Source organism: Pantoea sp. B9002, from assembly GCF_013385945.1.
In the GTDB taxonomy this organism is placed as follows: Bacteria; Pseudomonadota; Gammaproteobacteria; order Enterobacterales; family Enterobacteriaceae; genus Pantoea.
In genome coordinates, this window is the sequence record NZ_JACAPA010000033.1 from 15,872 (window position 1) to 42,392 (window position 26,521).

23 protein-coding genes are annotated in these 26,521 nt (G+C 55.3%); 6 read left to right on the forward strand and 17 right to left on the reverse strand.

The genetic code is table 11. The annotated features are described in order from the left end of the window. Positions 1 to 45 precede the first annotated feature (45 nt). A complete protein-coding gene (locus HX773_RS15965) occupies positions 46 to 936 on the reverse strand; it encodes an oxidoreductase (RefSeq protein ID WP_176972328.1) in 891 nt (296 codons plus the stop codon). A 142-nt stretch (positions 937 to 1,078) separates the two neighbouring features. Beyond that, complete coding sequence (locus HX773_RS15970; protein ID WP_176972437.1) at positions 1,079 to 1,828, reverse strand: DeoR/GlpR family DNA-binding transcription regulator; 750 nt, start codon at positions 1,826 to 1,828, stop codon at positions 1,079 to 1,081. A 129-nt stretch (positions 1,829 to 1,957) separates the two neighbouring features. Between HX773_RS15970 and HX773_RS15975 the strand changes: the two genes are divergently transcribed. Then, on the forward strand, positions 1,958 to 2,317 hold the full coding sequence (locus HX773_RS15975; protein ID WP_176972329.1) for an NUDIX hydrolase: 360 nt from the start codon (positions 1,958 to 1,960) through the stop codon (positions 2,315 to 2,317). A 193-nt stretch (positions 2,318 to 2,510) separates the two neighbouring features. On the opposite strand, the gene HX773_RS15980 is transcribed toward HX773_RS15975, so the two are convergent. From HX773_RS15980 to HX773_RS15995, 4 genes are read right to left on the reverse strand one after another with little or no spacing between them, the layout of a single operon-like run. Next, positions 2,511 to 3,290 carry an SDR family oxidoreductase gene (locus HX773_RS15980; protein WP_176972330.1) on the reverse strand — a complete coding sequence of 260 codons (780 nt, stop codon included), beginning with the start codon at positions 3,288 to 3,290 and terminating at the stop codon, positions 2,511 to 2,513. 9 nt (positions 3,291 to 3,299) lie between these two features. Further along, positions 3,300 to 4,379: a Xaa-Pro peptidase family protein gene (locus HX773_RS15985; RefSeq protein ID WP_176972331.1), complete on the reverse strand. Its 1,080-nt coding sequence runs from the start codon at positions 4,377 to 4,379 to the stop codon at positions 3,300 to 3,302. Further along, entirely contained in the window at positions 4,372 to 6,015 is a 1,644-nt protein-coding gene (locus tag HX773_RS15990) for a GMC family oxidoreductase (protein WP_176972332.1), read from the reverse strand. Before HX773_RS15990 ends, HX773_RS15985 begins: the two co-directional genes overlap by 8 nt. Before the next feature lie 10 nt (positions 6,016 to 6,025). Next, on the reverse strand, positions 6,026 to 7,345 hold the full coding sequence (locus HX773_RS15995) for an MFS transporter (RefSeq protein WP_176972333.1): 1,320 nt from the start codon (positions 7,343 to 7,345) through the stop codon (positions 6,026 to 6,028). Positions 7,346 to 7,497: 152 nt separating this feature from the next. Here HX773_RS15995 and HX773_RS16000 point away from each other — a divergent pair, with 152 nt between their 5' ends. After that, positions 7,498 to 8,670, forward strand: a complete 1,173-nt coding sequence (locus HX773_RS16000; RefSeq protein ID WP_176972334.1) for an ROK family protein — start codon at positions 7,498 to 7,500, stop codon at positions 8,668 to 8,670. Positions 8,671 to 8,708: 38 nt separating this feature from the next. On the opposite strand, the gene HX773_RS16005 is transcribed toward HX773_RS16000, so the two are convergent. Further along, a complete protein-coding gene (locus tag HX773_RS16005) occupies positions 8,709 to 9,455 on the reverse strand; it encodes an SDR family NAD(P)-dependent oxidoreductase (protein WP_176972335.1) in 747 nt (248 codons plus the stop codon). Positions 9,456 to 9,602: 147 nt separating this feature from the next. On the opposite strand from HX773_RS16005, the gene HX773_RS16010 reads away from it, so the two are divergent. Continuing rightward, positions 9,603 to 10,523 carry a LysR family transcriptional regulator gene (locus HX773_RS16010; protein WP_176972336.1) on the forward strand — a complete coding sequence of 307 codons (921 nt, stop codon included), beginning with the start codon at positions 9,603 to 9,605 and terminating at the stop codon, positions 10,521 to 10,523. Between the two features lie 61 nt (positions 10,524 to 10,584). Here HX773_RS16010 and HX773_RS16015 read toward each other — a convergent pair whose 3' ends face one another. From HX773_RS16015 to HX773_RS16030, 4 genes are all read right to left on the reverse strand, one after another. Continuing rightward, positions 10,585 to 11,481, reverse strand: a complete 897-nt coding sequence (locus HX773_RS16015; protein ID WP_176972337.1) for an SDR family oxidoreductase — start codon at positions 11,479 to 11,481, stop codon at positions 10,585 to 10,587. A 249-nt stretch (positions 11,482 to 11,730) separates the two neighbouring features. Beyond that, on the reverse strand, positions 11,731 to 11,883 hold the full coding sequence (locus HX773_RS16020) for a KGG domain-containing protein (protein ID WP_008110189.1): 153 nt from the start codon (positions 11,881 to 11,883) through the stop codon (positions 11,731 to 11,733). A 117-nt stretch (positions 11,884 to 12,000) separates the two neighbouring features. Next, positions 12,001 to 13,110, reverse strand: coding sequence for an ABC transporter substrate-binding protein (locus HX773_RS16025; protein WP_176972438.1), 1,110 nt, complete (start codon positions 13,108 to 13,110; stop codon positions 12,001 to 12,003). Between the two features lie 49 nt (positions 13,111 to 13,159). After that, positions 13,160 to 15,289, reverse strand: a complete 2,130-nt coding sequence (locus HX773_RS16030; RefSeq protein ID WP_176972338.1) for a TonB-dependent siderophore receptor — start codon at positions 15,287 to 15,289, stop codon at positions 13,160 to 13,162. A gap of 197 nt (positions 15,290 to 15,486) precedes the next feature. On the opposite strand from HX773_RS16030, the gene HX773_RS16035 reads away from it, so the two are divergent. Next, on the forward strand, positions 15,487 to 16,374 hold the full coding sequence (locus HX773_RS16035; RefSeq protein ID WP_176972339.1) for a MurR/RpiR family transcriptional regulator: 888 nt from the start codon (positions 15,487 to 15,489) through the stop codon (positions 16,372 to 16,374). A 151-nt stretch (positions 16,375 to 16,525) separates the two neighbouring features. Here HX773_RS16035 and HX773_RS16040 read toward each other — a convergent pair whose 3' ends face one another. Further along, a complete protein-coding gene (locus HX773_RS16040; protein WP_176972340.1) occupies positions 16,526 to 17,443 on the reverse strand; it encodes a DMT family transporter in 918 nt (305 codons plus the stop codon). 168 nt (positions 17,444 to 17,611) lie between these two features. Between HX773_RS16040 and HX773_RS16045 the strand changes: the two genes are divergently transcribed. Beyond that, complete coding sequence (locus HX773_RS16045; protein ID WP_176972341.1) at positions 17,612 to 18,526, forward strand: alpha/beta fold hydrolase; 915 nt, start codon at positions 17,612 to 17,614, stop codon at positions 18,524 to 18,526. A 484-nt stretch (positions 18,527 to 19,010) separates the two neighbouring features. After that, positions 19,011 to 19,337, forward strand: a complete 327-nt coding sequence (locus tag HX773_RS16050) for a hypothetical protein (protein ID WP_176972342.1) — start codon at positions 19,011 to 19,013, stop codon at positions 19,335 to 19,337. Here the strand turns inward: HX773_RS16050 and yejF are convergent. The 5 genes from yejF to HX773_RS16075 form a co-directional block, all read right to left on the reverse strand. Next, positions 19,331 to 20,920: a microcin C ABC transporter ATP-binding protein YejF gene (yejF, locus tag HX773_RS16055; protein WP_176972343.1), complete on the reverse strand. Its 1,590-nt coding sequence runs from the start codon at positions 20,918 to 20,920 to the stop codon at positions 19,331 to 19,333. The two genes, HX773_RS16050 and yejF, sit on opposite strands and share 7 nt — an antisense overlap. Beyond that, positions 20,921 to 21,943 (reverse strand): ABC transporter permease, encoded by a 1,023-nt coding sequence (locus tag HX773_RS16060; RefSeq protein WP_176972344.1) that lies wholly within the window; start codon positions 21,941 to 21,943, stop codon positions 20,921 to 20,923. Beyond that, positions 21,943 to 23,034, reverse strand: coding sequence for a microcin C ABC transporter permease YejB (locus tag HX773_RS16065; protein ID WP_176972345.1), 1,092 nt, complete (start codon positions 23,032 to 23,034; stop codon positions 21,943 to 21,945). Before HX773_RS16065 ends, HX773_RS16060 begins: the two co-directional genes overlap by 1 nt. A gap of 10 nt (positions 23,035 to 23,044) precedes the next feature. Further along, the gene (locus HX773_RS16070; RefSeq protein ID WP_176972346.1) at positions 23,045 to 24,853 is read right to left on the reverse strand and encodes an extracellular solute-binding protein; all 1,809 of its coding nucleotides are present in this window, start codon (positions 24,851 to 24,853) and stop codon (positions 23,045 to 23,047) included. Between the two features lie 65 nt (positions 24,854 to 24,918). Beyond that, entirely contained in the window at positions 24,919 to 26,484 is a 1,566-nt protein-coding gene (locus HX773_RS16075) for a cyclic di-GMP phosphodiesterase (protein ID WP_176972347.1), read from the reverse strand. Positions 26,485 to 26,521 lie beyond the last annotated feature (37 nt).

A 26,521-nucleotide genomic window follows, 5' to 3' on the forward strand; every position in this document is an offset into this window, starting at 1 on the left:
TGAGAGTGGTCGCCATGAATGGCGACCTTAAACGTGTAGGTTGATTCAGCCCGGACCTTCGCTACCGGCCGCCAGCAGCGGCACAATCACATCGCTGATCGGGGTGGGAATGCCGCGCGCCCGGCCATAACGCTGCACCACGCCGTTGCGGATATCCCACTCCAGCGGACGATCGGCCTGGCGATCGGCAAGGATCGAGGTGCCTAAATCGCTCGGTGCGCGGTGGAAGCGTTCCACAATCTCCTGCGGCACTTCATCTTTTAACGCGGCACCTTCGGCGCGCGCTACCGTCAGGCACTCCTGCAAATAGGCCAGCGCCAGCGCACTGATGTCGTTGCGCTGGAACATGCCCGCACGACGATTCGACAGCACCATCAAACCGGCAACCGCATTTTGCAGCAGCTTGCGCCAGGCGATGGTAAGGAAATCGGCGGAGAGATCAACCGCGCAGCGCGTGTCGCGCAGTGCCGCAACCACCAACTCAGAGTGCGGCGTTTCTGGCAGCGTCAGACGCGGCTTTTCACGCAGCCACACGGAGGCATCCGGTTCGCGCTGGGCTGGGAACCACACCACCGACGGCAGCACGGTTGCGCCATTGACGTAAGGCGCGAGTTGGGTTTTCTGCTCAACGCCATTCTGCAGCGCGCACACCACGGTATTTTCATTGCACAGCGCTGCGAGCCACGGCGCGGTGTCCTCAACCTGGGTGGTTTTCACCGCCACAAATACCAGATCGAAAGGCTGCGCGATTTCGGTGGGATTGGTGAGCACCGGGCCGGGAACAATAATTTTGCCGCTGTCGTGACGCAGCTCCAGCTGCGGATGCGCGGTACGTCCGCAAATCGTTGGCGTGCGTCCAACTTCATGCAGCGCCGCCGCGATGGTGGTGCCAATCGCGCCCGGTCCAATAAGGGCGATGGTGGGATTCTCAGACATCTTATTAAGCTCCTGATTATCAAAATGCTTGCAGGGATCGTAGCGGCGCAATTCATTGCGCGATAAATCGCGCCGCTACGGAATAGGCTTTGATTGGAAAGCGTGCGATGACCTTAATTGTTCAGCAGCGAAGAATAGCCGTTTACAGCACAGTTATGTGCTTTTTCCGCAGCAGTTGGCACATTTCGTCATCGGGTTGAGCATCAACGATCAACGTACTCGCCAGTGATAACTCGCCGATGGCAAACGCCGAAGCGGAATTCAGCTTCTCATTCGACACCATCACCACCGTTTCCGCCGCGCGGGCGGAAAGTGCACGTTTCACGCTGGCCTCTTCGTAGTTGCCGGTGGTTAATCCCGCCGTTTTGTGCACGCCGGTCACGCCCATGAAGAACAGATCGGCATTAATCCGCGCAATGCCTTCCAGCACCGCCGCACCTACCGCGACCACCGAATGGCGATAGAGCAGGCCGCCAATCATGATCACTTCAACCAGCGGATAATCCACCAGCGCCACGGCGATGCTTGGGCTGTGCGTCACCACGGTAAATGCCAGATCCGGCGGCAGCAGCTTCACCATCTCGGCGGTGGTGGTGCCACCATCAATAATCACCACTTGTCCCGGCTGAATCAGCTGGACCGCTTTCTGCGCGATAAGACGCTTGGAGCTAATTTGCACGCTTTTGCGTGTTTCAAACGGCGCGATAGCCGCAGAAACCGGCAGCGCACCGCCGTGTACGCGTTGCAATAATCCTTCGGCGGCTAACTCACGCAGATCGCGGCGGATTGAGTCTTCGGACACCGCAAAGCGCTGGCTGAGCTCGCTCGACATCACCTGTTTTTCCTCACCCAAAATCGCGAGGATTTGCTGTTTACGTTGGCTGGAGAGCATTATTTTCTCATTCATGTTTTTGCTTGTATCTGCACGATTATGCATGTTAGCGTAGATTTTGTCACCCATCGCCGGGCAAAACGTGCAAAAAAACGCTTGCCCACACAATTGAACCTTTGGAGAAACACAATGTTGATTCTAATCGCAGGACCCGTACGCAGCGGCACCAACGGCAATGAAGTGTTAATTCATGAAAACATTAAGAAATTAGACCAAATTGCCCTGCAGGTCTACCAGCGCGGACATACGCCGGTGATTGGTGAATGGCTGGCGTTGCCGCTGGCGAGCGCGGCCGGTTCGCAGAAGATCGGCGATGAAATCAGTGAATCTTTTCTCTATCCGGTAGCGCATCGTTTGATTCACTGTTGCGACGCTATTTTACGTATTCCGGGCGCGTCGCAGGGGGCTGATAACGATGTGCGGATTGGCAAGGAGCGGGGGATGGCGATCTTTACTCGGCTGGATGAGATTCCAGTGGTTGAGGGATAAATAAGGATTGGTCGCCATGAATGGCTTAATGCCGCTCAGTTAAGCATTATTATCCATATGTATGCAGGTGCGCATGAATGCGCACCCTACGAAAAACGCGCCAATCCTTTGTAGGGTCGCCATTTATGGTGACCGAAAGATGCTTAACTGACGAGCATTACGCCATAAATGGCGACCCTACAATTATCATTCATTACTCGTGATAAACCTGGCTGCGTCCGCCATCAACCAGTATATCGGTGGCGTTGATGAAGCGCGCTTCGTCCGAGGCGAGAAACAGCGCGGTATATGCCACTTCCTGCGGTTCACCAATACGTTTGCACGGTAGCAAAGCGGCCTGCCGTTCACGCTCGGCTTGTGGATCGGGGCAGCTTGCCAACCAGGCTTCAGCCGCAGGCGTCATGATCAAACCCGGCGAAATGCTATTTATGCGAATGCCCTGACTGGCATATTCCACTCCCAGCGAGCGCGTTAGGCCAATCAAACCGTGCTTGGCGACTGGATAGGGAAACGCGCCGGGAATGATTTTGTGCCCGTGTACCGACGCGACGTTAACGATATTGCCATACTGCCGCGCCAGCATGCCCGGCAGCACGCTGCGGATCAGGTTGTAGGGTCCTTTCAAATTGACCTCCATACAGCGCTGCCAGTCGTCATCTTCCAGCGCCAGTGGATCGCGAAACACATTCACGCCCGCGCAGTTGATCAGAATATCAATCGGGCCCAGTGCTTGCTGCGCTTTGTTCACCGCCCGTTGCACCTCATCGGGGTGTGTGACATCTGCGCTACAGGCAATACAGTGTTGGCCACTTTGCTGCTGCAACTCTGTCGCCAGCGCCTCGGTGGTTTCGCCGTCGAGATCGAACAGCGCCATGCGTGCACCTTGTTGCGCAAAAAGTGTAGCGATCGCGCTGCCTATGCCGCTGCCAGCGCCGGTGATAATCGCGTTTTTATTGGGTAATCGTAATGACATATCGCTTCCTTATGAAGATGCCGGTAACGCCAGCCAGTCCGGGAAATGCAGCGTATGCTCACCGCGCTGCACGGTAATCATTGGCCATTCACTACTGCGCGTTAAGGCTTCGCAGCCGTCAGCAGTGAGCAAAAAGGTATCTTCGCTTTTTACGCCGCTGAGCGTGGGATTCCACGCCACGGCACTATCAGGGTGAATATCGCCGCGCGTTTCTGGCGTTACGATCACGTCGCGGCAACCATAACCAGCCGGGCCTCCCTGATGATGATCGCGCCACGCATCGCCATGTCCGTGCCGCTGATAGGCATCTTTAATTGCCTGAAATAGCGTTGACCAGCTTTGGTCCGGCTGTGTTGCATAGAGAATATCGGCGTGGATTTGACACAACGTGTTGAGGTGCTGGCGTAATGCGGGTCCAGGTTCGCCGATATGCACTAACCGCGTCAGACTGACGTGCAGCCCGTGACGCTCGGCACCGAGCGTGATCAACATTTGTTGTTGCAGCTTCTTCTGCGTGGGCACCGGATGTTTAAACGCCGCAATGCGCTCATCGGCCGCCACTAAGGTGCACATCGGACGAATACCGCGTGCCAGACAGGCTGCGACAATCTCGGACTCCACTTGCCATTCCGTCACGCCCGCTTGTAACTGGCGCGCCACGCCTTCGACAATTTGCGCGGCTTCGCGCCCCAACGCTTTGAATCGCTGCTGCTCGTTGCTGTTCAGGCCCTGACGCAGCACGACCATCTGTGGCTGAATATCAGACATGCCGTTTTGCGGCGTATCGCTGCCGAATTTGCCTACAGGCAACAAAGTATTTAACGATTGAAACCACGGATAACTCAGCGTTTCACAGGCAAACGGCTGCGGTTCTTCAGCGAGGATACGCGGCATCTCATTTTCAGGGGCGATCAGCAAAACCTTGTCCTGCGTGATGAGAAGGCTCGCCACACCGATTTCAGCGCGTTCCACCACGTAAAAACTGGCACCGTCGGTCAGCCAGGCGATGTTATCGCGCCGGGTAAGCAGCACACCATCGAGCTGCCAGGAGGCGAGTACGCGCTGCAGGCGGGATAATTTTTCACTCATAAGCGGGCTCCTTGTTCTCGCTCTGCTGCGTCTGCAATAGCAATTCAGCAGCACGGTGAGCCACCGCCATCACAATGGCATTGGTGTTGCCGCTGATAATGTTGGGCATCATTGAGGCATCGACCACGCGCAGGCGGTTAACGCCGCGCACGCGCAGATCGTCATGTAACACCGCCAGCGGATCGTTATCGTGGCCCATGCGGCAAGTACCGACCGGGTGATAGCCGGTTTTCACCATACGTTTGCAGTGTTCGGCGATAGTTTCATCGGACGTGATCTCTGCGCCGGGGAAGATCTCCTGCTGCACCATCGCGCCGATGGGCGTGGCGGCAATGACCTGACGCGCAAAACGGAAACTGGCGATGGTGCACGCCAAATCTTCGGGATGACCAAAAATTTGCGTGTCGATAATCGGCAAGCTGCTGGCGTTGCCGTCACGCAGCGTGACTTCGCCGGTGGCTTTGGGCCGCAGCAGCAGCGAATTGACGGTGACGCCGTGGCCAGGATCGGCGCCCATAACGTCGCGGTCGAGATACACCGTGGGCACGCAGAACATCTGAATAGTTGGCGTGGCGCCGAAATCGAGCGGGTCAAAGAAAGCGCAGGTTTCCACGCCGGTGGTGGTAACCGGACCGGTTTTGAACAACATATATTGCAAGCCGGCTTTGACCATCGACCAGCCACGATCCTGGCCGTAATAGCCAAAGGCACCGTTGGTGCTGGCAACCACCGGCACTTCATAGTGATCCTGCAAATTCTTGCCGACACCCGGCAAATGCTGACGCAGCGTGATGCCATGCTGTTTCAGCTGGGCTTGTGGACCGATGCCGGAGAGCATCAGCAGCTTCGGCGTTTGATAGGCACCGGCAGCAAGGATCACCTCTTTACGCGCGCTGGCACGTTGCGGATGGCCATCCTGTGTGTAGCTCACGCCTCTGGCATTTGTGCCCTCGAACAGAATCTCCTCCACCTGCGCGCCGGTGACGATGGTCAAGCGCGCGTCCTTGCGTAGCGGCGTGATAAAGGCATCTACTACGCTGCAGCGCTGGCGCGTCTGTCCGTTAATGGTGTGCTGCATAAAGCCCACGCCAAACGGGTTGCCGGTATTGAAATCCGGCGTGTAAGGAATGCCCAATTCCTGCAGGGTTTTCACATAGGCGCGGCTAAGTGGGCTGAAGTGGCCGAGATGCGACACTTTCATTGGCCCGCCGACGCCGTGATAGGGCGCACCAAGATGATCGTTATCTTCGATGGCGGTAAAGTGTGGCAGCAGCGCATCCCACGACCAGTCGATGCCCTGATTGCCGAGCGCGCTGTTCCAGTCGGCGTAATCCTGACGATGGCCGCGCATATACACCATCGCATTGACCGTCGAACCGCCGCCCAACACTTTCGCCTGCGGCACAATCACGCCGCGTCCGTTGAGCTGTGGCTGCGGCTCGGTCTGGTGCATGGTGAGGAATTTGTCGCTGGCGAGAAACTTCATATAACCCGCTGGCATTTTTAACACCGGATGATACTCATCGCGCCCGGCTTCCAGCAGCAGCACGCGCGCATTGCCTTCCGTGACTAACCTGGCGGCGACGATACAACCGGCGCTGCCGCCGCCCACCACAATGTAATCAAACTCTTTCATGGTTCTCTCTTTACTCTGAAACGACAGAATCTAAACGGCGCAGGCGCTGCGCCTCGGGATTATGCTGCTCGCCGGGATCAAGCGGGCTGAGCAGGAAGCACCAGGAAACGATGGCGCTGATCAGGTACAACGCGGCGTAACCCCATACTACGCCCGAGGTGCCAAACAGCGCGTTGAAGGCGGCGTACAGCGCAGGGCCAAAGAAAGTGGAAAGCCCGGCAGCAAAGCAGTAAATCGCCATCGCGTTGCCTTTATCTTTCGGCTGGCACAGGGAAGAGAACAACGCGGCAGCGGGAACATAGCCACACAAGGTGATGCCATATAAACAGGCACAGATGACGCTGAGGACAAAACTACCGTGGCTCCACTGCGGCACGAAGTACATCAGCAACATTGAGATGCCGGAGCCAAGTCCACCAAATACCGTCAGCACTTTGCGCCAGCCGATACGGTCGCTGAGCTTGCCGACAATCGGATTAAAACTCATGCCCACTAAGCCCATGATGGTGATCAGGCTGAGATATTCGGTTTGCGTAAATCCGATCTGCTCGGTGAAAAAGCCCGGCAGAAAAATAAAGAAGCCGAAGTAAGGCGTGGTGTTGATGATGCGAACCACGGCAGCGGCGGCGATGCGCGGTTCACGCCACACAATATCGATGCCGCCCATCAGCGTGCGCGCAACGCTCTGCTGACGGTGTTGCTCATCGAGCAACGACTGATAGCCGCTGCGTTCTTTCAGCGCAACCACCATGACCAGCAACCCCAACACAACCAGCCCAAGCGAAAGCCAGAACGTGGCATATTCACCAATTAACTGTATTGAGAAGATCGCCACCAGCGATCCCAGCGTGGGCAAGCCGCCGGTAAACGCCAGCCAGAACCAACCGGTTGCTGAACCGCGCATATCGGCGGGCGCTGCGGCCTGAATCCACACCAGAAAAGCGTAGGCAAACATTGGATAGGCGACGCCGCGCAAGCCGTAAGTTAACGCCAGCAAGGCCACGCTATGGGAAGGTAAGGCGATGGCGAGGAACAGCACTTCAAACACAATCCAGATCACACCGCCTGCCAGCATCACTTTGCGTGGGCCAATTAGTGTGGAGAGTGAACCGGCCAGCCACGAACCGAGCGTAACGGTGACGCCGTAGAAGGCGATCACCGCCGCCGCGATATTGAGTGAGAAACCATTTTCATGCAGATAAGGCGCGAGATAGTTCGACTCCACGCCATCGCCAATCATAAACAGCAATACAGCGACGTAGCCCCATGCCAGCGCGGGTGGAATGCCGAGGCGAATCAGCCACGGATGGTTTGCAGGTGATGTTGTCATGTTCAATGTCTCTTGAGAGGTGAGGAGATTTTTTTGTTATTGGGATGAGCACGAACTTTAGAGCAAGGGTTGTGAAGAGGATGGCGAGACCATCACAAAAGACAGTAAACTCTGTTTAGTAAATGACGCGAATTTGTTGTGATGGAGAGAAAATGAAGCCGGTTGGTTTGAACAATTTGCAGGTGCGAAAACATAATAAGGCGTTGTTTATGTCGCTGATGTGGCGGCATAAACAACTCAGTAAATCTCAATTGGCACACCTCAGCGGCTTAACCATTCCAGCCACCAGTAAAATTTTGCAGGCGCTGCTGGATGAAGGAAAACTGCAACACTCAGAGGCGCTGATGAGCGCACGCGGTAACAGCTACGGCAGTTTTCAGCTGCCATCCAACGGTGCCTGGACGCTGTGTTTATGTGTCAAGCCGACCAGCATTGAACAACAACTGGCCGATGCGCAGCTGGTGGCGCAGGGAGAATTTCAGCAAGTCGCCGTCAAAGCGCAAACGCCGGAAGCATTGCTCAGCGAGATTGAGTCGGTGTGGCGGCAAACCTGCAAACAGTGGCCGAAGCGACGCATCAATCTGGCGCTGGCAGTACACGGTCAGGTCGATCCGGTAACCGGTGTATCACAGCATATGCCGCAGGCCGCGTGGAAAACGCCGTTGCAGTTGAAATTTCTACTGGAGGAGAAGCTCGGCGTGGAAGTGCGCGTGGACAACGACTGCGTAATGCTGGCGCTGGCCGAGAAGTGGTTGAATCAAAATGCACTCAGCGAATTTTGCGTAATCAACGTGGATTATGGCATCGGCTCATCATTTGTGATTAACGGTGAGATTTTTCGCGGCAATCTGTACGGCAGCGGCCAAATCGGTCACACCATCATTGAGCCCAACGGCCAGCGTTGCAGTTGCGGGCGCCAGGGTTGTCTGGAAACAGTGGCCTCACTTAGCACCTTAAAACAGGTGGCTCATCAGCGCGATCCCGATGCGCTACAGCCCAGCAGCAAGCAATTACTGCGATCGTGGCAAGCGGGCGAACCCTGGATCGTAGCGTGGGCACAGCGCGCCGCCGAAGCGATTGGTATGAGCTTGTATAATTTCCTCAACACGCTGAATATCAATCAGATTTGGTTGTATGGTCGCAGCTGTACCTTTGGTGACAGTTGGTTGCAGACCATTGTGCGGCAGATCGATTTCAATCCGTTCGATCCGCGTGATGCGTTGAAAAGCAAAGGCACTAATGTGCATTTTGGTCAGTTGGATCGGGCGCGGCAGGTGCTGGGGATTGGTTATTTGTATGTGGAGGCGGATCCTGGTGCGGGCTGAGAGTGGTCGCCATAAATGGCGACCCTACGAAATAGCTATCAGACCTGCGCCATACCGCCATCCACAAACAGTTCGGCGGCATTGATAAAGCTGGATGCATCGGACGCTAAAAACGCCACCACTTTGCCAATCTCGCCGGGTTCGCCAAGACGACCTAACGGCACCTGCGCCGCCAGCGCATCAAACAATCCCTGACGCTGATCTTCTGGTACTAAATCGCCTAAACCTGGCGTGCGCACCGGGCCGGGACTCACCACGTTGACGCGAATACCGCGATCTTTTACATCCAGCGCCCACGAGCGGGCAAAGTTACGTACCGCGGCTTTACTGGCGCTATACACGCTGAATCCGGCGGTGCCCTGAACTGATGTGGTGGACGAGGTGAGGATCACCGAGGCGTTGTCACTGAGCAGTGGCAGCGCTTTCTGCACGGTGAACAGCACGCCGCGCACGTTGGTGCCAAAGATGCGGTCAAAATGCTCTTCGGTGATGGCACCGAGCGGCAGCATGTCGCCGCCACCGGCGTTAGCGAACAGGATATCGAGGCGGCCCGCTTGTTTGGCGATCTCTGCGTAAACGTTGTCGAGGTCGCTCAGCACCGAAGCGTCAGCGCGAATGCCGCTAGCGCTGGCACCGATGCTGGCGACTGCCGCATCAAGTTCCGCCTGACGACGACCGGTGATAAACACCCGAGCGCCTTGTGCCGCCAACTCCTGCGCGGATGCCAGGCCAATGCCAGTTGTGCCGCCGGTTACCAATGCGATTTTACCGTTGAGTGCGTTCATGTTTGCTTCTCCAATGTGTGATGAGGTTTTGATGACTGCGTTGCAGTGCATGAGAAGCAATCTATCGTCACGGTCTTTGCTGATAAATGGTGTAAAATCGAAATGACTATTCCTGTGTGTGTATAATTAAAGGCGGCGGAACACAGTATGGATCAGTTAATGGCGATAAAGGCCTTTGCGCGCGTTGTCGAAGCGGGCAACTTTACGCGTGCGGCGGATTCGCTCGATATGCCCAACGCCACGCTGAGCAAACTGGTGCAGGAACTGGAAGCGCATCTCGGCATCCGCTTGCTGCAACGCACCACGCGGCGCGTCACGGTGACGCCGGAAGGGCGCGATTATTATGAAAAAGCGTTGCGCATCGTGCGTGATTTGGAAGATATCGATCGCTCGTTCAATGCGGAGAGCGCCAAACCTGGCGGCTATCTACGTATTGATATTGGCGGCTCAACCGCACGCGATGTGTTAATTCCGGCGCTGCCCGATTTCATTGCCCACTATCCTGACATTCGTATCGATCTTGGCGTTGCCGATCGCGCGGTGGATTTGATCAGTGGTAACGTGGATTGCGTGATTCGCGGCGGCCCGCTCAGCGATTCTTCGCTGGTGGCGCGTCATTTGGGGGATGCGGAGATGATTACCTGCGCCGCGCCGGGATATCTGAAAACCTATGGCGTGCCGGCTTATCCGCAGGAGCTGAAAAATGGTCATCGCATGGTGAGCTATTTATCACCGCAGAGCGGCAGGGCATTTCCGTTTCGTTTTACCCAGGGCGAGGAGCAGCTTGAGATTAAGAGTGAGCATCGGATTGGCGTCAATGAGAGCAACGCGCATCTGGCGGCAGCGGTTGCCGGATTAGGGATTATTCAGACCTTCCGCTACGCAGCGGCGGCAGATTTACAGGCGGGGAAGTTGGTCGAGATTTTGGCGGCGTGGCGTCCGGGGAATTATCCGTTTCATGTGGTGTATCCGCAGAATCGCCATCTGACGCAGCGGTTGCGAGTGTTTATTGAGTGGTTGAGGGACGTGTTTCCGGGGCGATTGAACGGGGTAAAAAGGTCGCCATGAATGGCGACCCTACATCTACAAATCACCGTAGGGTCGCCATTTATGGCGACCGACCGTACGATTACAGTGTGCCGGTACCGCCGTCAGAGCACCACACCTGGCCGGAGGTGAAGCTGTTTTTCACATCGGCGAAAGTCACGTACAGCGGGGCGATTTCTGCCGGTTGTCCCGGACGGCCCAGCGGTGCCGATTCACCGAACTTCTCCACTTTCTCTTGCGGTTGTCCGCCGCTCACCTGCAGCGCGGTCCAGTATGGGCCGGGCGCTACCGCATTGACGCGAATCTGCTTTTCACCCAGCTGTTTCGCCAGCGCTTTGGTGAACGCGACAATCGAAGCTTTGGTCTGCGCATAATCCAGCAGAATCGCACTCGGCTGGTACGCTTGAACTGAAGAGGTGTTGATGATGGACGAACCAGCGGGCAGATATTTCAGTGCCGCTTTGGTAATCCAGAACATCGCATAAACGTTGGTCTTAAAGGTGGCGTCAAAGTCTTCAGTGGAAAGTGTCAGGATGGATTCATTAAACTGCTGACGTCCGGCGTTATTCACCAGAATATCCAATCCGCCTAACTGTTCAGCGGCCTGATCCACCAGCTTCTGACAGAACTCTTCCGAACGAATATCACCCGGAATCGCCACCGCTTTGCGGCCTTCGGCTTCAATCAGTTTCACCACTTCTGCCGCATCGGCTTCTTCTTCCGGCAGGAAGTTGATCGCCACATCAGCACCTTCGCGGGCATAAGCGATGGCAACGGCGCGGCCAATACCGGAATCGCCGCCGGTAATCAGGGCTTTACGACCGGTCAATCTGCCGGTGCCACGATAGCTGGTTTCACCATGATCGGGACGGGGATCCATTTTGCTCGCCAAACCCGGCATCGGTTGCGTCTGCTTTTTAAAAGGCGGAACCGGATACGTTTCAGTAATTAGGGTTTTATTGGTGGTTTGCGTCGTCATATATATCTCCTTGTCGCATGAGGTGAATAAATTAAGCCTGGCATAAATGTGATATTTGTCACGTTAGAAAGTGAGCAATCAGATTTATTAAGACGAAACGGTAAACAGAAGGGCTTAAAATTGGCCGGCAGTTACGTAAGGTAATTAACAGGTTTTTTCAGGATGATAATGCGGGAGGGGGATAATGTTTAGGGCGTCCGTGCCCTGGCGGGTTTCCAAGGTGCTGTGTGCTATTTACAGCGTGGTTAACTACTTCTTACCGCCTTTCTTACCTGCTTCTGAGGCTTTTGCGGGGTCGTCTTTGAAACTACCGCCGCTTTTTTCTCCGCCTTTTTTACCGGCATCTGATGCTTTCTTTTTATCGTCAGCAAAATTACCGGAACCGCCTCTATGCTCAGCCATAAAACATCCTCTCGTGAGTTGTTGTTGCATGGCGGAAATAAATGCTTCAACGCCATGCCCGTGCTGCAAATTTAAGATTAGCGAGGTTCAGATTAATCACAAGCGGAGCGGAAGTGATTATTTATCGCTCACTGGCGGGATGTTAATAAAATAAGTGCCGCTGTAGGGAATCGGTAAGAAATCATGGAAAATCTGCTGCAAGGTCTGCTCAGGTTGCAGATCCGCAAACAGCTGTGGATAGAGTGTCTTAGCCATAAATTCTGTTGCCGCAATGTGCCACGGGCTGAGGTAGAAGTTCATCCAGATCACCGCCGAGTGACCATTTTTCAATGCCGATAATTCACGTAAACCGTTTTGCTGCGCGGTGAGCTGTTTGAAACTAGTCAGCACGGTTTCGGGTGCCACGTCTGGCCCTAATTTCAGTAAGCCCTGCGAGGCGTTATCGCCAAATCCGGTAGCGAAATAGTACTGCGGCTGCGCGGCGATCACGCTCTCTTCACTCAGGCGACCAAACACGCCGCGCTGGGTTTTATTGGCGATATTGTCGCCGCCCGCCGCGTTGAGTAATTCGCCGAGGCTGCCGTTGATCGCCGTCACGCAGCATTCGTTACGACGTCCGAGATGCAGTTGCAGCAGCACCGACGGTTTTGCGCCCTGATAGCTGGCTAACCGGTCATGAATCACCTGCATATGCTGCTGGTAGAAACGATTAAACGCTTCTGCCCGCGCTTGCTGATTCAGCACTTCGCCAAATATCTCCACGCTGCGGCGGGTGTTTTTCAGCAGATGCACGCGCAGATCGATCTTCACCACTGGAATATGCGCCGCTTTCAGCATGGTGACTAAGCGCAGGTCGGCATCATCGTAGCGCGCCAGGCTCGGCAGAATCACCACGTCCGGTTTCAGCGCCAGAATCTGCTCGGGATTGATGGCGTTCGGGCCGCCGGCACCGAGCGACGGGATTTTCAGCATCTGGGGAAACTGACGGGCAAAACTGTTCCAGGTTTGGCTGTCGTACTTCTTCAGATCCTGCGGCCACGCCACAATATGCTGAAACGGATCGCCCGGCACCAGCAATGCTAGCGTATACAGCATGCGGCTTTCACCCAGCACGATACGCTGCGGACGATCGGGGATCTCAACACGATTGCCGTCGATATCGGTGATGATTTTCGCCCACGCCGCGCTGCTGAGCACCAGCAGAAAACAGGCCAGTACCACCAACATCGGGCCGAGCAGGGAAGGCGCACGTGGTGCGCCTTGATCAAATATCGAATCAGAATTCAACGCTGGCCTCGAGCATCAGGTTGCGGGTTTCTCCTTCACGCACGCGCAGATTGCCGCCGCTGGAGGTGTAATAGTGTTTGTTGAACAGGTTATTCAGGTTGAGCTTTAACTGGGTTTTCTCGCCAAACAGCTGATTGTTCCAGGCGATAAAGCTGTCCGCCACCACATAATCGGGCAGGGTAAAGCTGTTTTCCGGATCGCCGGCGCGCGTTCCCACATAGCGCGCGCCGCCGCCCACGCGGAAATCGCCCGGAATGCCGGAGATCGCCAGATTATGGCTCAGATAAAGTGCGCCAGCGTGGCGCGGCGCATTTTGCAGTCGATTGCCGTTATTAGACGCGTTCACGCCGTCATCCACGATCTCAGCTTTGTCATAGCTGTAGTTGGCGCTGAGATCCCAGCCCGGCAGCACTTCGCCATTCAACTCAAATTCCGCGCCGCTGGAGCGCGCTTTATTGATGGCGCGCGTGGTGCCGTTAATGCTTAGCGACATATCGCGCTCGTTGATGCGATACAGCGCGACGCTGGCAAACAGCTTCGGTGAAATCTGCCACTTGCTGCCCACTTCCCATGTGGTGCCTTGCTCCGGTTTACCGACGTTGCCATCATCATCAACATCGGTCGATGGCGTGAAGGATTTACTGACGCTGGTGTAGAGCGAAACGTCCGGCGTCACTTTGTAGATCAAACCGGCCTGCGGCAGGAATTTGTTGCCTTCGCTGTCCAGCGTTTGCACCACCGGATCGAAGCCTTTCGAGGCGCGCTGCTCGTAATGCTGATAGCGTCCGCCGAGCACCGCAATCCAGTTTTCCGTCAGGCTGATGCTGTCTTTGGCATAAATTGAACGGCTGTGCGTACGGTTAAGGTTGTTGGCGTTGGCACTGTTTTCAGTGCTGCTATTGGTAATCGGCGACAAAATATCGTACTGCGGATCGGTGAAGTTGAAACCGTTGTTGGCTTTGCCCTGATACTGATGCGCGCGATAGGTTTGGATCATCTCATAATCGGTGCCCAGCACCAGATCGTGCGTCATTCCCAACACGTGCTGTGAGCCGATCACGTCCCAGGAAACGTATTTGGTTTTGTGGTTGAAACCGCGATTAGCATCGGCGCGACGCGTCACCACGCCGCTGGTGGGATTGACCGCCGTGACGCGCACTTCATTGTTATCGTATTGACGCTGGTTCCAGCCGAGCGTGACGCGCGTGCTCCAGTCATCATTAAACTGCCAGTCATAATGGGCGTTGAGGGTTTTGTTGTGGCCCCACGCGTGGTTGGCTTTGTCATCCAGACGATCTTTGTAGCCAATATCCAGCGGTTTACCGTTGATGAATGCGGTGCCGCGATCGTAAGGAATGTCGTACTGATAATCTGAATAGCTAATCAGGAAGCTGGCTTGCTCACCAAACCACTGCAGCGAGGGCGCGATCAGCGTGTGCTTTTCACTGCCAAAATTGCGCCAGTAATCCTGATTCTGTTTTTCCGCGATCAGGCGGAAGGCGAAGCCGTTGCCGAGCGGTCCGGTGACATCCACGGTGCCCGCGCCGCCGCCTTCACTCGAGGTTCGGCCGCTGACTTTGCTGTGCCACTCATACTGCGGCTTTTTGCTTATCACATTGATTATGCCACCCGGATTCTGGATGCCGTACAGCAACGATGCGGAGCCTTTCAGCACCTCAACACGCTCGGTGGTGGCATCAAAGTTCAAACCCTGGCTGCTGCGCACGCCGTCGCGATAGATCGATCCATCCGAATTGCTGCCAAAGCCGCGACGCAAGAAGCCATCTTCGGTGCCGGCCAGCGTGTTGCCTTCCGTGACGCCGCTGACAAAGCGCATCGCATCGGCAAGGCTCGATGCCTGATAATCCTCCAGCTGCTGCTGCGTAACCACGCTGACCGACTGCGCCTGGTTAATTCGCGGCGTGGAGGTTTTACCGCCGACCGAACTATTGGTGACGTTGTAACCTTGTGCGTTATCTTCCTGCGCCGAGACGGTGAGCGTGTTGCTCTCCTCAGCGGCAAAACTGCTGGCGGAACCAAAGATGCTGACGCCGTAAATCGCAGCCAGAATGGCGGGATGGCGTTGAGTTTTAAAAGCAGACGGCTTGTTGTTATTCATTGATCATTAACCTGGTGCAATGCAATTGAGAATCATTCAACCATGATGTAATGTAGTAGTAAATGGAAATGATTACGAATCCGTTACATTTTTATTAATATAAATTCATTGGGTTACAGCTTATAAGCTAAGTAGTAAGTGGGTCATTCACTACAAACCTTTAGTAATACTCTCACTCTTTAAAGAGCAATCAGCAGATGAGTCGAAATAGCATTAAAAGTCGTGTGGATGTTCTGGGAGAACGTTATCGGTCACGCGCGCCGACATTATCATCCAGTCTGCAAGCGGTGGCGCGCTACATCCATGAGCATCGCGAGGTGGTGTTGGATGCTACGGCGCTGGAAATTGCTGACGCCACTAACACCTCGGATGCCACCGTGGTGCGCGCGGTGCAGGCGTTAGGTTTTGCCGGTTTAAGGGATTTGAAAACCACGTTGAACGCCTGGTTTGGCCCGGCGATGAACTCTGAAGAGAAGATGAGCGCCACCGTCAGCGAACTGTCGTGCGATATCAATTCGGGCATCGATTTTGTGTTGAGCGGCCATAAACGTGCCTGCGATGCGCTGTCCGAATCGCACAATCGTGAAGCCGTCGCCAAAGCGGTGACGCACTTGATTGACGCGCGTCAGGTGGCGCTGTTTGGCATCAATGCGTCCGGGATTTTGGCGGATTACAGCGCGCGTCTGTTCACGCGCATTGGTATTCCGGCGGTGACGCTCAATCGCTCTGGCATCGCGCTGGCGGAACAGTTGATCACGCTGCAACGCGGCGATGTGCTGATTATGATGGCGCAGAAATCGGCGCATCGGGAAGGCATCACCGCACTGAAAGAGGCGAAGCGTCTCGGCATGCCGGTGGTTTTACTCACCAACGCTCTGGATTCGGCTTTCGCTAAACAGGCGGATGTGATTATCAACGTGCCGCGCGGCGGCGAGAATGGTCGCATGCCGCTGCACGGAACGGTGTTGGTGTGTCTGGAGATGTTGATTTTGTCGGTGGCTTCCGCGACCTCATCGCGTACGGTAAAAACCATGAAGCGTATTCAGGATCTCAATCGATCGCTGAAGCCATCCGGTAAAAAGTAACGTTAGTTGCAGTAATGTTTGTCCGTTGAGAGATAAACACATAAATTACTGCGCGCACAAATCGTAGCGGCGCAATTCATTGCGCGATAAATCGCGCCGCTACGAAATGTGCCGTGATGTGATTCAGTGCTTAACTGATCGGCATTAAACGCTATTTGCTGGCGCTGCTGTTTATAGCGGCGCGTTTGCCGAAGCCGTTGCTGGTCACCAGCCACACCGCGCAGACAATCAGCAACGAACCGCCGATAAAGCCTTGATTGATCTGCTCGCCCAGCACTAACCAGCCCCATAAAATCCCAAATGGCGGGATCATAAAGGTGACGGTCAGCGTGCGCAGCGGGCCAATATCCGCCAGCAGCCGGAAATAAATAATGTAGGCCAGCGCGGTACAGATAAAGCCAATCGCCAAAATAGAAGCCCACACTTCCGGGATTTGCCAGCTGCTGGCGGGCGTTTGCGGTGCGCTAAAGGCAAAAACCGGCAGTAAAAACAGCGATGCGCCGAGTTGACTGCCAAAAGCAACTTTGGTGGCATCCAGTCCGCCGCGTGCCCCAATCCAGCGCTTGGTCAGGAAACCGGCAAATCCATAACAGGCGGTGGCGACCAGGCAAGCCAAAATCCCTCCGATTAAGGTGCTGCTCAGATGCGCTTCGCCGGTGGTGCTGATGACAATGATGCCGCTAAATCCGGCGATCATGCCGAGAACTTTGTTGATCGTCAGTCGGTCATCGAAAAACGCCGCGCCAATGATCACGCCCATTAACGGTGTGGTGGCGTTGAGAATCGCCGAATAGCCCGCAGGCAGCACGCGCGCCGCCAGACAATACATCAGGAACGGAATCGCTGAGTTGATAACGCCCAGCAGCATTGCCCAACCTAGTTTGCCCTCAAAGCGGCGTGGAATGCGCATCACCGCCATGATGATCAGTAAACCCAACATGCCGCAAAACACGCGTAAAAACGCGGTGTTCACCACGCCCAGCGCCGGTACCGCAATGCGCATAAACAGAAAACTGGCACCCCAAATCGCCGCTAAAAACAGCAGCCGCAACAAATCCGATGTTCGCATAAGTTTCACAATTGTTAAGAAAGAGTCGCGCTCAGAATAGCAAACAACTCGTGCACTCGGGCCGCCATTAATGGCGACCAATGTCGCTTTGCAAAAACTTTTTCTTCTATTGTGATCATCATGTAGTATTTAGGAATTGATCATTTCCTAAATATATGGAGAGCGAAAATGTCAGCATCAGTTATCAAGTACGCGCCGGGCTCGACCCAGCCATTCAACCAGTTAGACGGATTTTCCCATCATTACGCCACGGTGGACGGCGTGCGTTTGCACTACGTCAGCGGCGGCAATCCAAATGGGGAAACTTTGCTGCTGCTGGCGGGATTTCCGCAAAGCTGGTTCGCCTGGCGTCAGGTGATGGCGCTGCTGGGCGATCGCTATTTTATTATCGCGCCAGATTTACCCGGCCAGGGCGATTCAGACAAACCGCTCAGCGGCTACGACACCACAGCGCTGGCGCAGAAAGTGCAGGGCTTGATGCAGCAGTTAGGTCATGAAAGCTATTACCTCGCCGCGCACGATGTCGGCGCGTGGGTTGCCTGGCCGTATGCCACGCTGTTTAGCGATCAGGTGAAAAAGCTGGCGCTGCTCGATGCCGGTATTCCTGGCGTCACTTTACCGGAATCGCTGCCCGCGACGCCGGATAAAGCCTGGAAAACCTGGCACTTCGCGTTTCATTTATTACCGGATTTACCGGAGGCGCTGATAGAAGGGCGCGAAGCGATCTATCTTGAATGGTTCCTGAAACGCAAAGCGGCCAGCCCAATGGTGTTTGGCGATGAAGATATGGCGGAATATACCCGTTTGCTCCAGCAGAAGGGCGCGATACGCGCGGGAATGGCGACTTATCGTGAAGTGACGGTTTCGGCGGCTCAAAACCGTGCGTTGCTAAAAGAGCGCGGCAAATTAGCCTTGCCGTTAGTGGCGATCAGCGCCGATCAGGGTTCGATTCCGGATATGGCATTGCCGTTGCGCGAGTTCGCAGCGGATGTGACGGGAATTAAAATCGCGCACTGCGGTCACTTCATCCCAGATGAGCAACCGCAGGCGCTGGCAGATGCGTTGCGTGAGTTTTTTAATTAACCTAGGGTCGCCATTTATGGCGTAATGCCGATCAGTTAAGCGCCGTATCAAATCACCGCACCTTCCGTAGCGGCGCGATTTATCGCGCAATGAATTGCGCCGCTACAATGTGTGCTCTCGGTAATTAGGGTTTTTTTATGTCTTAACTGACGAGCATTACGCCATGAATGGCGACCTGGCATCGATTAAATCTCTTCCCTCACTCGCTAATCCCCATTCATTCGTTATGCTTAATGTTTCCATTATGTGAAAATTTAGAGATAAAAAAGTAACGATAATGCGTCTAAAATGATTGTTAACCGCAGCCGAACACGGTAAACATAGGCATAAATGTGAGAAGCCTCGCAAATTATAAATTGGCTACACGCTTTGTGCTTAAAACGAGAAGGCAGATTGAATTGGTATTCTGAGCTAACCAGGTTGGGATTCACCACGTTGTGCCGTCGTCGTGAATAAAGTTAACGTCTCTGGGGGCCGTATAACTATGCTGCAACTTTCCGTTGTGCATCGCTTGCCACAACATTATCGCTGGTCGCTGGAACATGCGGGTGAAATTGAGCGTCAGGAAGCGGCGAATGGCGTGCATGCCGAAGATTTAGTGGTGCTGCGCTTGCTGAGTCACGATGGTCATCCGGCGCTGGAGATTCTGCACCAGCTGAAAGACACGCTGGCGCAGATTCAGGTCGAGTGCAAAATCGCCGAGTGCGAAGGGCAGCCTTGCCTGCTGATTCAACGTGATGACGAAAGCGCGACCAACTGTTGCCTGAAAAATCAGGGTGTCGCTATCGCCGAAACCTTTGATGGTCACTGACTCAAATCTTTTCCCTGCGCAGACGCCAGCAGCTGCCGCGTGTAATCGGCTGCTGGTGCGTTAAACAGCGCTTCGCAATCACCTTGCTCCACCACTTCGCCCTGACGCAGGACAATCAGCTGATGACAGAGCGCGCGCACCACCTGCAAATCATGGCTGATAAACAGATAGGCGAGCTGATGCTGCTGCTGCAAACGGCGCAGTAAGGTGAGAATTTGCTTCTGCACCGAGCGGTCCAGTGACGAGGTAGGTTCATCCAGCACAATCAGCTGCGGCTCAAGGATCAACGCGCGGGCGATCGCGATGCGCTGGCGCTGACCGCCTGAAAACTCCGCCGGATAGCGTGAACGGCTGTCGGCATCGAGTCCCACTTCCTGCATCACCGCAATCACTTTGGCTTCCTGCTCCGCACTGCTCAGTTCCGGGCGATGCACCGCTAAACCTTCCGCAATCACCTGTTGCACCGTCATGCGCGGATTGAGTGACGAATTGGGATCCTGAAACACCACCTGAATGCGCTGGCGCAGCGGCAATAACTGCTTTGGCGACAGCTGATGCAGCGGCTGATCGTCAAACCAGATTTCACCGCGCGCGCTAATTAAACGCAGCAGCGCCAGGCCCGTTGTACTCTTGCCCGAACCCGATTCGCCCACCAGTCCGAGGCTTTCGCCACGCCGCAGGGTAAAGCTAAGATCCTTCAGCGCCATCTTCTCTGCCACGGTGCGACGCAGCAATCCCCGCCGGATCGGGAAACCAACCTGCAGGTTTTTCACCTGCAACAGCGGTTGCGCATCCAGCAGCGGCACCGGTTCGCCATCCGGCTCGGCGGCGATCAGTTCGCGCGTATAGGGCTGCTGCGGCTGGCTGAACAGCATATCGCAGCGATTGTGTTCCACAGCGCGGCCATTGCGCATCACCGTGACGCTGTGCGCCAGCTGACGCACGATATTAAGGTTATGGGTGATGAACAACATGCCCATATTGAGTTCACGCTGCAGTTCGCGAAGCAGTTGCAGAATCTGCGCCTGAACCGTCACATCCAGCGCGGTGGTGGGTTCATCGGCGATCAGCAGCTTCGGCTGGGTTAGCAGCGCCATGGCGATCATCACGCGTTGGCGCTCACCACCGGAAAGCTGGTGCGGAAAATCCTGCAAACGCGATGCCGCATGGCGAATGCCGACGCGATCCAGGCAGCTCAGCATTTCGCCACGTGCGGCTTCGCGCCGCATGCCGCGATGCACCGACAGCACTTCATACAGCTGCTTCTCCACGTTATGCAGCGGATTGAGCGACACCATCGGCTCCTGAAAAATCATCGCCATCTGGTTGCCACGCAGCCCGCGCAAGGTGCGTTCGCTGGCCTGCAAAATATTCTGGCCGTTAAACAGGATTTCGCCTTGCGGATAGTTGACCGGCGGCTGCGGCAATAAGCGCATGATCGACAGCGCAGTCACGCTTTTACCGGAACCGGATTCGCCCACCAGCGCCAGCGTTTCGCCGGCATCAATCTGCAGCGAAATGTCTTCCACCACGCGGCGATCCTGAAAGGCCACCGCCAGATGATTCACCGTTAACAGGCTCATTTAGCGTCCTCGGCTCGGGTCAAAGGCATCGCGTACCGCTTCGCCGATAAAGATCAGTAACGACAGCAGCAGGGCGAGGGCAAAGAAGCCCGCCAGTCCCAGCCACGGCGCCTGTAAATTGTTTTTGCCCTGTAGCAGCAGCTCGCCAAGCGAGGGCGATCCCACTGGCAAACCAAAACCCAGGAAGTCCAGCGAAGTTAGCGTGGTGATGGAGCCGCACAGGATAAACGGCAAAAACGTCAGCGTGGCGACCATGGCGTTGGGCAGCATGTGGCGCAGCATAATGCGTCTGTCGCTGACGCCGAGCGCGCGCGCCGCACGGATGTAATCGTAGTTACGTGCGCGCAGGAATTCGGCGCGCACCACGCTCACCAGGCTCATCCAGCCAAACACCACCGTGACCAGCAGCAGCCACCAGAAGCCGGGTTGAATCACGCTGGAGAGCAGAATCAGCAGGAACAGCGACGGCATGCCGGACCACACCTCAATCAGGCGTTGACCCACCAAATCGATGCGGCCGCCAAAGTAACCTTGCACCGCGCCGACCACGATGCCAATCACGCTGGAGAACAGCGTCAGCATGATGCCAAACAGTAATGAGATGCGCGTGCCATACAGCAAGCGTGCCAGCACATCGCCACCGTTAGCATCGGTGCCGAGCCAGTTTTGTGCCGAAGGCGGCGAAGGGAAGGGCACATCGGTGGCGAAGTTGATGGTGCTGTCGCTGAAGCGAATCGGTGCCCAGATCGCCCAACCTTGTTGTTCGATGCGCTGCTTCAGCCAGGGATCCTGATAATCAGCGGGTGTGGAAAAATCGCCGCCGTAATCACTTTCGCTGTAGTTGAACAGCAGCGGCACGTACCAGCGTTGCTGATAATGCACCAGCAGCGGTTTGTCGTTAGCCAGCAGCTCAGCGCCTAGCGACAGGACAAAAATGATCAGGAAAATCCACAGCGACCAGTAACCACGTCGGTTATGGCGAAAACGCTGCCAGCGCTGCTGGTTAACCGGAGATAAGCGCATCAGCGTCCCTCAAAATCAATGCGCGGATCGACCAGCGTATAGGTCAGATCGCTGAGAATATTCATCAGCAGGCCAATCAGAGTGAAGATGTAGAGCGTGCCAAACATCACCGGATAGTCGCGCTGAATAGTGGCGTCATAGCCGAGCAGGCCCAAACCATTGAGCGAGAACATCACTTCAATTAACACCGAGCTGGTGAAAAACATGCTGATAAAGGTGGCAGGAAAACCGGCGATCACCAGCAGCATGGCGTTGCGGAACACGTGGCCGTACAGCACGCGCTTCTCATCCAGCCCTTTGGCGCGCGCGGTGACCACATATTGTTTGCGGATCTCATCAAGGAAGGAGTTTTTAGTCAGCATGGTCAGCGTGGCGAAACCGCCAATCACCGTGGCCAGCACCGGCAGCGTGATGTGCCACAGGTAATCGCTGATTTTGCTGTACCACGGCAGCGCATCAAACTGCGGTGACGTCAGGCCGCGCAGCGGGAACCAGTCGAAATAGCTGCCGCCGGCGAACAGCACAATCAGCATGATGCCGAACAGGAATGCCGGGATCGAATAGCCAATGATGATAAAGGTGCTGCTCCAGATATCGAAAGCGCTGCCGTTACGCACCGCTTTTTTGATGCCCAGCGGAATCGACACCAGATAAATGATCAAGGTGCTCCACAATCCCAAACTGACGGAGACCGGCAAACTCTCTTTGATCAGCTGCAGCACCGATGCGCTGCGGAACAGGCTGTCGCCAAAATCAAAACGAATGTAGTTCCACAGCATTTCACCGTAACGCTGCAGCAGCGGTTTATCGAAGCCATAGCGATGCTTAATCTCCGCGATCACTTCCGGATCGAGGCCGCGCGCGCCGCGATATTGGCTATCGCCGGGATTGTCACGCATCAGCGCACCGCGCGCGCCGCTGTCGCCGCCGCCTGAGCCTGGAATGCCGGTGCTATGACCAAACTGCACGTTGGCTAATGCCTGATCCACCGGGCCGCCCGGCGCAATCTGCACAATAAAGAAGTTCAGGGTGATGATCGCCCACAGCGTGGGGATGATCAGCAGTAACCTGCGTAGAAAATAGGCTGCCAAACCAGACTCCTCAGCGTCGATCGGCCGGCAATCGCCCGGCTTTGTTCACATCGTACCACCAGTTTTCCAGACCGGTAGCAAACGCGGGTTTAATCTCGGGATGGGAAAACTTGTCCCAGTACGCCATACGATCTTCAGCGCTGTACCACATCGGAATCATATAGGCATTCCACAGCAGGATGCGATCCAGCGCCTGGCCAAGCGGCAGCAGCGCTTTCTCATCGCCCTGATGCTCAACGATCTGCTGCACAAAATGGTCGACGATCGGATCTTTCACGCGCGGCGTATTCCATGAGGAGTTAATGAACTCAGACTGCCAGATGGTGCGCAAGCTGGTGGAGGGCCACGGCATCGCATAATAGAGTGACGGAATCATGTCGTAGTCACCTTCGCGTAAACGCCGTAAATATTGCGAACTGTCAATCTGGCGCAGCGAGACTTGTATGCCCAGACGCTGAAGGCTGTGCTGGAACGGCAGCGCCCAGTCGTTTTGCGTGCCGCTGCGCATCAGCAGTTCGAAACGGAACGGCTGGCCAGTTTTCACGTTCACCAGCTGCTGATTTTTAATCTCCCAGCCCGCGGCTTTCAGCAAGTTCATGGCTTTCAATAGGTTGCCGCGGTCGAAACCGCTACCGTCAGAACGTGGCGGAGCATACTCATTGTTGAACACTTCCGGCGGCAACTGTGCTTTGTAGGGAGCCAGCAGGATCAACTGCTCGGCTTTGGGATAGCCAAGCGCAGCATATTCAGTGTTCTGGAAATAGCTGCGCGTGCGTTTATATGCGCCGTAGAACAAGGCTTTGTTCATCCACTCAAAATCGAACGCCAGCGTGATGGCTTCGCGTACGCGGCGATCGGCGAACAGCGGTTTTTCATTATTAAACGCCAGCCAGCGCGTGTCGGTGGAAACGGTGTTGGGAATGGTCGATTTGACGATGGCGTGACTGTCAAAGTTGCGGCCGCGATACTGCGTCGCCCATTTCTTGGCGGAACTCTCTTCGCGCAAATCGTAAGCGCCGGCTTTAAAGGCCTCAAACGCCACGTTGTCATCAAGATAATAGTCATAACGCAGGGTGTCGAAATTAAAGCGCCCGCGATTCACCGGCAGATTGGCGGCCCAGTAATCTTTCACCCGGCTGTACTGGATAAACTGACCCGATTTATAGGAAGTGACGCGATATGGCCCGCTGGCCAGCGGCGGATAGCCAATCGGCTCATTAAACTTTTTGTTTTGCCAGAATTTTTCCGGGATCACCGGCAGCGTCAGCCAGCTGAGAATCCGATCTTTGTCCGGCTTCGGCATATCGATGCGCACGGTGAGGCGGTTAAGCGCGTTGACTTGAACGTCGCGAAACGCCACGCGGAACTGCGGCACACCTTCCGTCATGAATTTCTGAAAGGTAAAAGCCACATCCTGCGCGGTAATCGGTGTTCCGTCCTGAAACTGCGCATGAGGATTGATTGACACTTCCATCCAGCGATAGTCGTCGGGATAGCGCGCTGATTCCGCGATCAGCGGATAGTAGCTGCCAGGTTCATCATCAGAGGTAGTAAACAGGCCGTCGTACAGCGTATCGGTGCCAATGCCGGGATTGCCGCGCGAGGCGAAGCGATTGAAGTTGTCGTAGGTACCGACCACCGCCAGCGTGATTTTGCCGCCTTTAGGCGCGGCGGGATTGGCGTAATCATAGTGAGTGAAATTCACCGCATATTTCGGCTCGCCCAGCTTAGCGAAGGCATAGCTTTCGTTGATGGTGGCGGCATGCAGCGGCGCAATGGCGCTACAAATGAACAACGCTGTGACAAGACGCAGCAGCATAAGTGGGGCGATCTCCTGTGGTGTTCCGCACTTTATGGTAGCAGTTTCATGGGGTTCGCGTGATGTTAACTCAGCGCGCGCTGACGTTGATAATAGCTGACGAGGTTTTCAGGTCGCAGCGGTCGACTAAACAGATAGCCCTGCAAATGCGTCACGCCGCGATTCACCAGCCACGCCGCCTGATCGCCCGTTTCAACCCCTTCAGCCACGGTTTTGAGATTGAGCTTTTTCGCCAGCAGCAGCACCGCATCGAGAACCGGCGAGGTAACGGTTTCTGTACCAATGCTTTGCACAAAGCCGCGATCGATTTTCAGGTAATCGAACGGGTATTTTTCCAGATAGATCAGCGCGCTATGCCCGGTACCGAAATCATCAATCGCAATTTTGAAATTGTTGTCATGCAGCCAGGCGAAGATTTCTCCCGCGCTTTTTTCACCGACCATGGTGCGTTCGGTAATTTCAAACACATAGTTGAAGTGATCGGCGGGCATGATGCTAATCCATGCCTGGACATCACGCCGGAAACTCTCTGAGGCGAGATGCAGCGGCGAGAGATTGAGGCTCAGGCGCGTGCCGCGCGGCAGCTGTTTACAGAGAAACTGGGCATCACGCGCCACCAGCGTAAACAGATGCTGAGTGAGCGGAATAATCAGGTTTTGCGCTTCGGCGTAGCTGATAAAGGCATCCGGCGGAATCATGCCTTCAGTGGGATGCGTCCAGCGCAGCAGCGCTTCCACGCCGTAAGGTTGCCCATCATGCGCGGTGACCAGCGGCTGGTATTCAACATGAAACTGACCGCGTTTAATTCCCTGCATGATCTCTTTGCCCGGCCGCTGATGTCGCGTCAGTAACAACCAGCTTATGGCGGAAACCAATAGTGAGAAGAGTATGCCGGTCAGCAACGTCAGTGAGTAATCGCGTGGCGCTAAGGTGGTACCAAACAGCACGAAGTGCAGATCGCTGTTATTAAAGGCTATTTGATGCAGCGATGCCGGTAAATCACTGGCGCGTACCACGTTGTTGCTGCCGCTCAGCAGCGCTTTGTTGCCGACCACCAGCGCCATGCCGGTGATTTCGGGATGATAAGAGGCCAGCAGCTGATAAGGCGTGAGGCTGATGTTCATGGTGGCGAGAATGCCGGTCTCTGCCGAACCTGGATTTTTCACCCACAGCGCCAGCGCCGGTTTTGTCGGCAGCAATGGCGTGCCTTCCAGCAAGCGCATATCGCGATCGCGTTCCAGTTCAGACTCAGGAGAAATATCGTTGGCCGGCATGAGAAAAGCGCCGGTGGCCGAAGAGCAGTAAGCGTTGCCGTCACGCACCAGCAGGATGGCGCGAATATTACCGGCAAAGGCGGCGCGTGAAGTGAGCTCACGACTGACGTTGTTGCAGGCTAACTGGGTGTATTGCTGTAAGGGATAAAGTGTCTCGACCAGGCTTGCAATCACCTGTTGTAAATCGTCGCGGCTGTGTGCCAGAAGCTGTTCGTGTTGTTGTACGCGTTTTTGCCAGGTGAGTGCTAATAGCACGGTGACAAAAAGCAGAAAGAATCCCGCGCCGATAATCGCGCTATGCCAGGCGATACGGCGTGAATAACTGCTGTGGTGTTTTAATGTCCCTGACAGTGGCATGGAGTGCATTCCCCTTGTCTTGCCATTTTTTATTATG

Bases quoted from the DNA above. Each gene is read 5' to 3' on its own strand.
- HX773_RS15965 (WP_176972328.1), bottom strand. From the start codon at position 936: ATGTCTGAGAATCCCACCATCGCCCTTATTGGACCGGGCGCGATTGGC.
- HX773_RS15970 (WP_176972437.1), bottom strand. From the start codon at position 1,828: ATGCTCTCCAGCCAACGTAAACAGCAAATCCTCGCGATTTTGGGTGAG.
- HX773_RS15975 (WP_176972329.1), top strand. From the start codon at position 1,958: ATGTTGATTCTAATCGCAGGACCCGTACGCAGCGGCACCAACGGCAAT.
- HX773_RS15980 (WP_176972330.1), bottom strand. From the start codon at position 3,290: ATGTCATTACGATTACCCAATAAAAACGCGATTATCACCGGCGCTGGC.
- HX773_RS15985 (WP_176972331.1), bottom strand. From the start codon at position 4,379: ATGAGTGAAAAATTATCCCGCCTGCAGCGCGTACTCGCCTCCTGGCAG.
- HX773_RS15990 (WP_176972332.1), bottom strand. From the start codon at position 6,015: ATGAAAGAGTTTGATTACATTGTGGTGGGCGGCGGCAGCGCCGGTTGT.
- HX773_RS15995 (WP_176972333.1), bottom strand. From the start codon at position 7,345: ATGACAACATCACCTGCAAACCATCCGTGGCTGATTCGCCTCGGCATT.
- HX773_RS16000 (WP_176972334.1), top strand. From the start codon at position 7,498: ATGAAGCCGGTTGGTTTGAACAATTTGCAGGTGCGAAAACATAATAAG.
- HX773_RS16005 (WP_176972335.1), bottom strand. From the start codon at position 9,455: ATGAACGCACTCAACGGTAAAATCGCATTGGTAACCGGCGGCACAACT.
- HX773_RS16010 (WP_176972336.1), top strand. From the start codon at position 9,603: ATGGATCAGTTAATGGCGATAAAGGCCTTTGCGCGCGTTGTCGAAGCG.
- HX773_RS16015 (WP_176972337.1), bottom strand. From the start codon at position 11,481: ATGACGACGCAAACCACCAATAAAACCCTAATTACTGAAACGTATCCG.
- HX773_RS16020 (WP_008110189.1), bottom strand. From the start codon at position 11,883: ATGGCTGAGCATAGAGGCGGTTCCGGTAATTTTGCTGACGATAAAAAG.
- HX773_RS16025 (WP_176972438.1), bottom strand. From the start codon at position 13,110: ATGTTGGTGGTACTGGCCTGTTTTCTGCTGGTGCTCAGCAGCGCGGCG.
- HX773_RS16030 (WP_176972338.1), bottom strand. From the start codon at position 15,289: ATGAATAACAACAAGCCGTCTGCTTTTAAAACTCAACGCCATCCCGCC.
- HX773_RS16035 (WP_176972339.1), top strand. From the start codon at position 15,487: ATGAGTCGAAATAGCATTAAAAGTCGTGTGGATGTTCTGGGAGAACGT.
- HX773_RS16040 (WP_176972340.1), bottom strand. From the start codon at position 17,443: ATGCGAACATCGGATTTGTTGCGGCTGCTGTTTTTAGCGGCGATTTGG.
- HX773_RS16045 (WP_176972341.1), top strand. From the start codon at position 17,612: ATGTCAGCATCAGTTATCAAGTACGCGCCGGGCTCGACCCAGCCATTC.
- HX773_RS16050 (WP_176972342.1), top strand. From the start codon at position 19,011: ATGCTGCAACTTTCCGTTGTGCATCGCTTGCCACAACATTATCGCTGG.
- yejF (WP_176972343.1), bottom strand. From the start codon at position 20,920: ATGAGCCTGTTAACGGTGAATCATCTGGCGGTGGCCTTTCAGGATCGC.
- HX773_RS16060 (WP_176972344.1), bottom strand. From the start codon at position 21,943: ATGCGCTTATCTCCGGTTAACCAGCAGCGCTGGCAGCGTTTTCGCCAT.
- HX773_RS16070 (WP_176972346.1), bottom strand. From the start codon at position 24,853: ATGCTGCTGCGTCTTGTCACAGCGTTGTTCATTTGTAGCGCCATTGCG.
- HX773_RS16075 (WP_176972347.1), bottom strand. From the start codon at position 26,484: ATGCCACTGTCAGGGACATTAAAACACCACAGCAGTTATTCACGCCGT.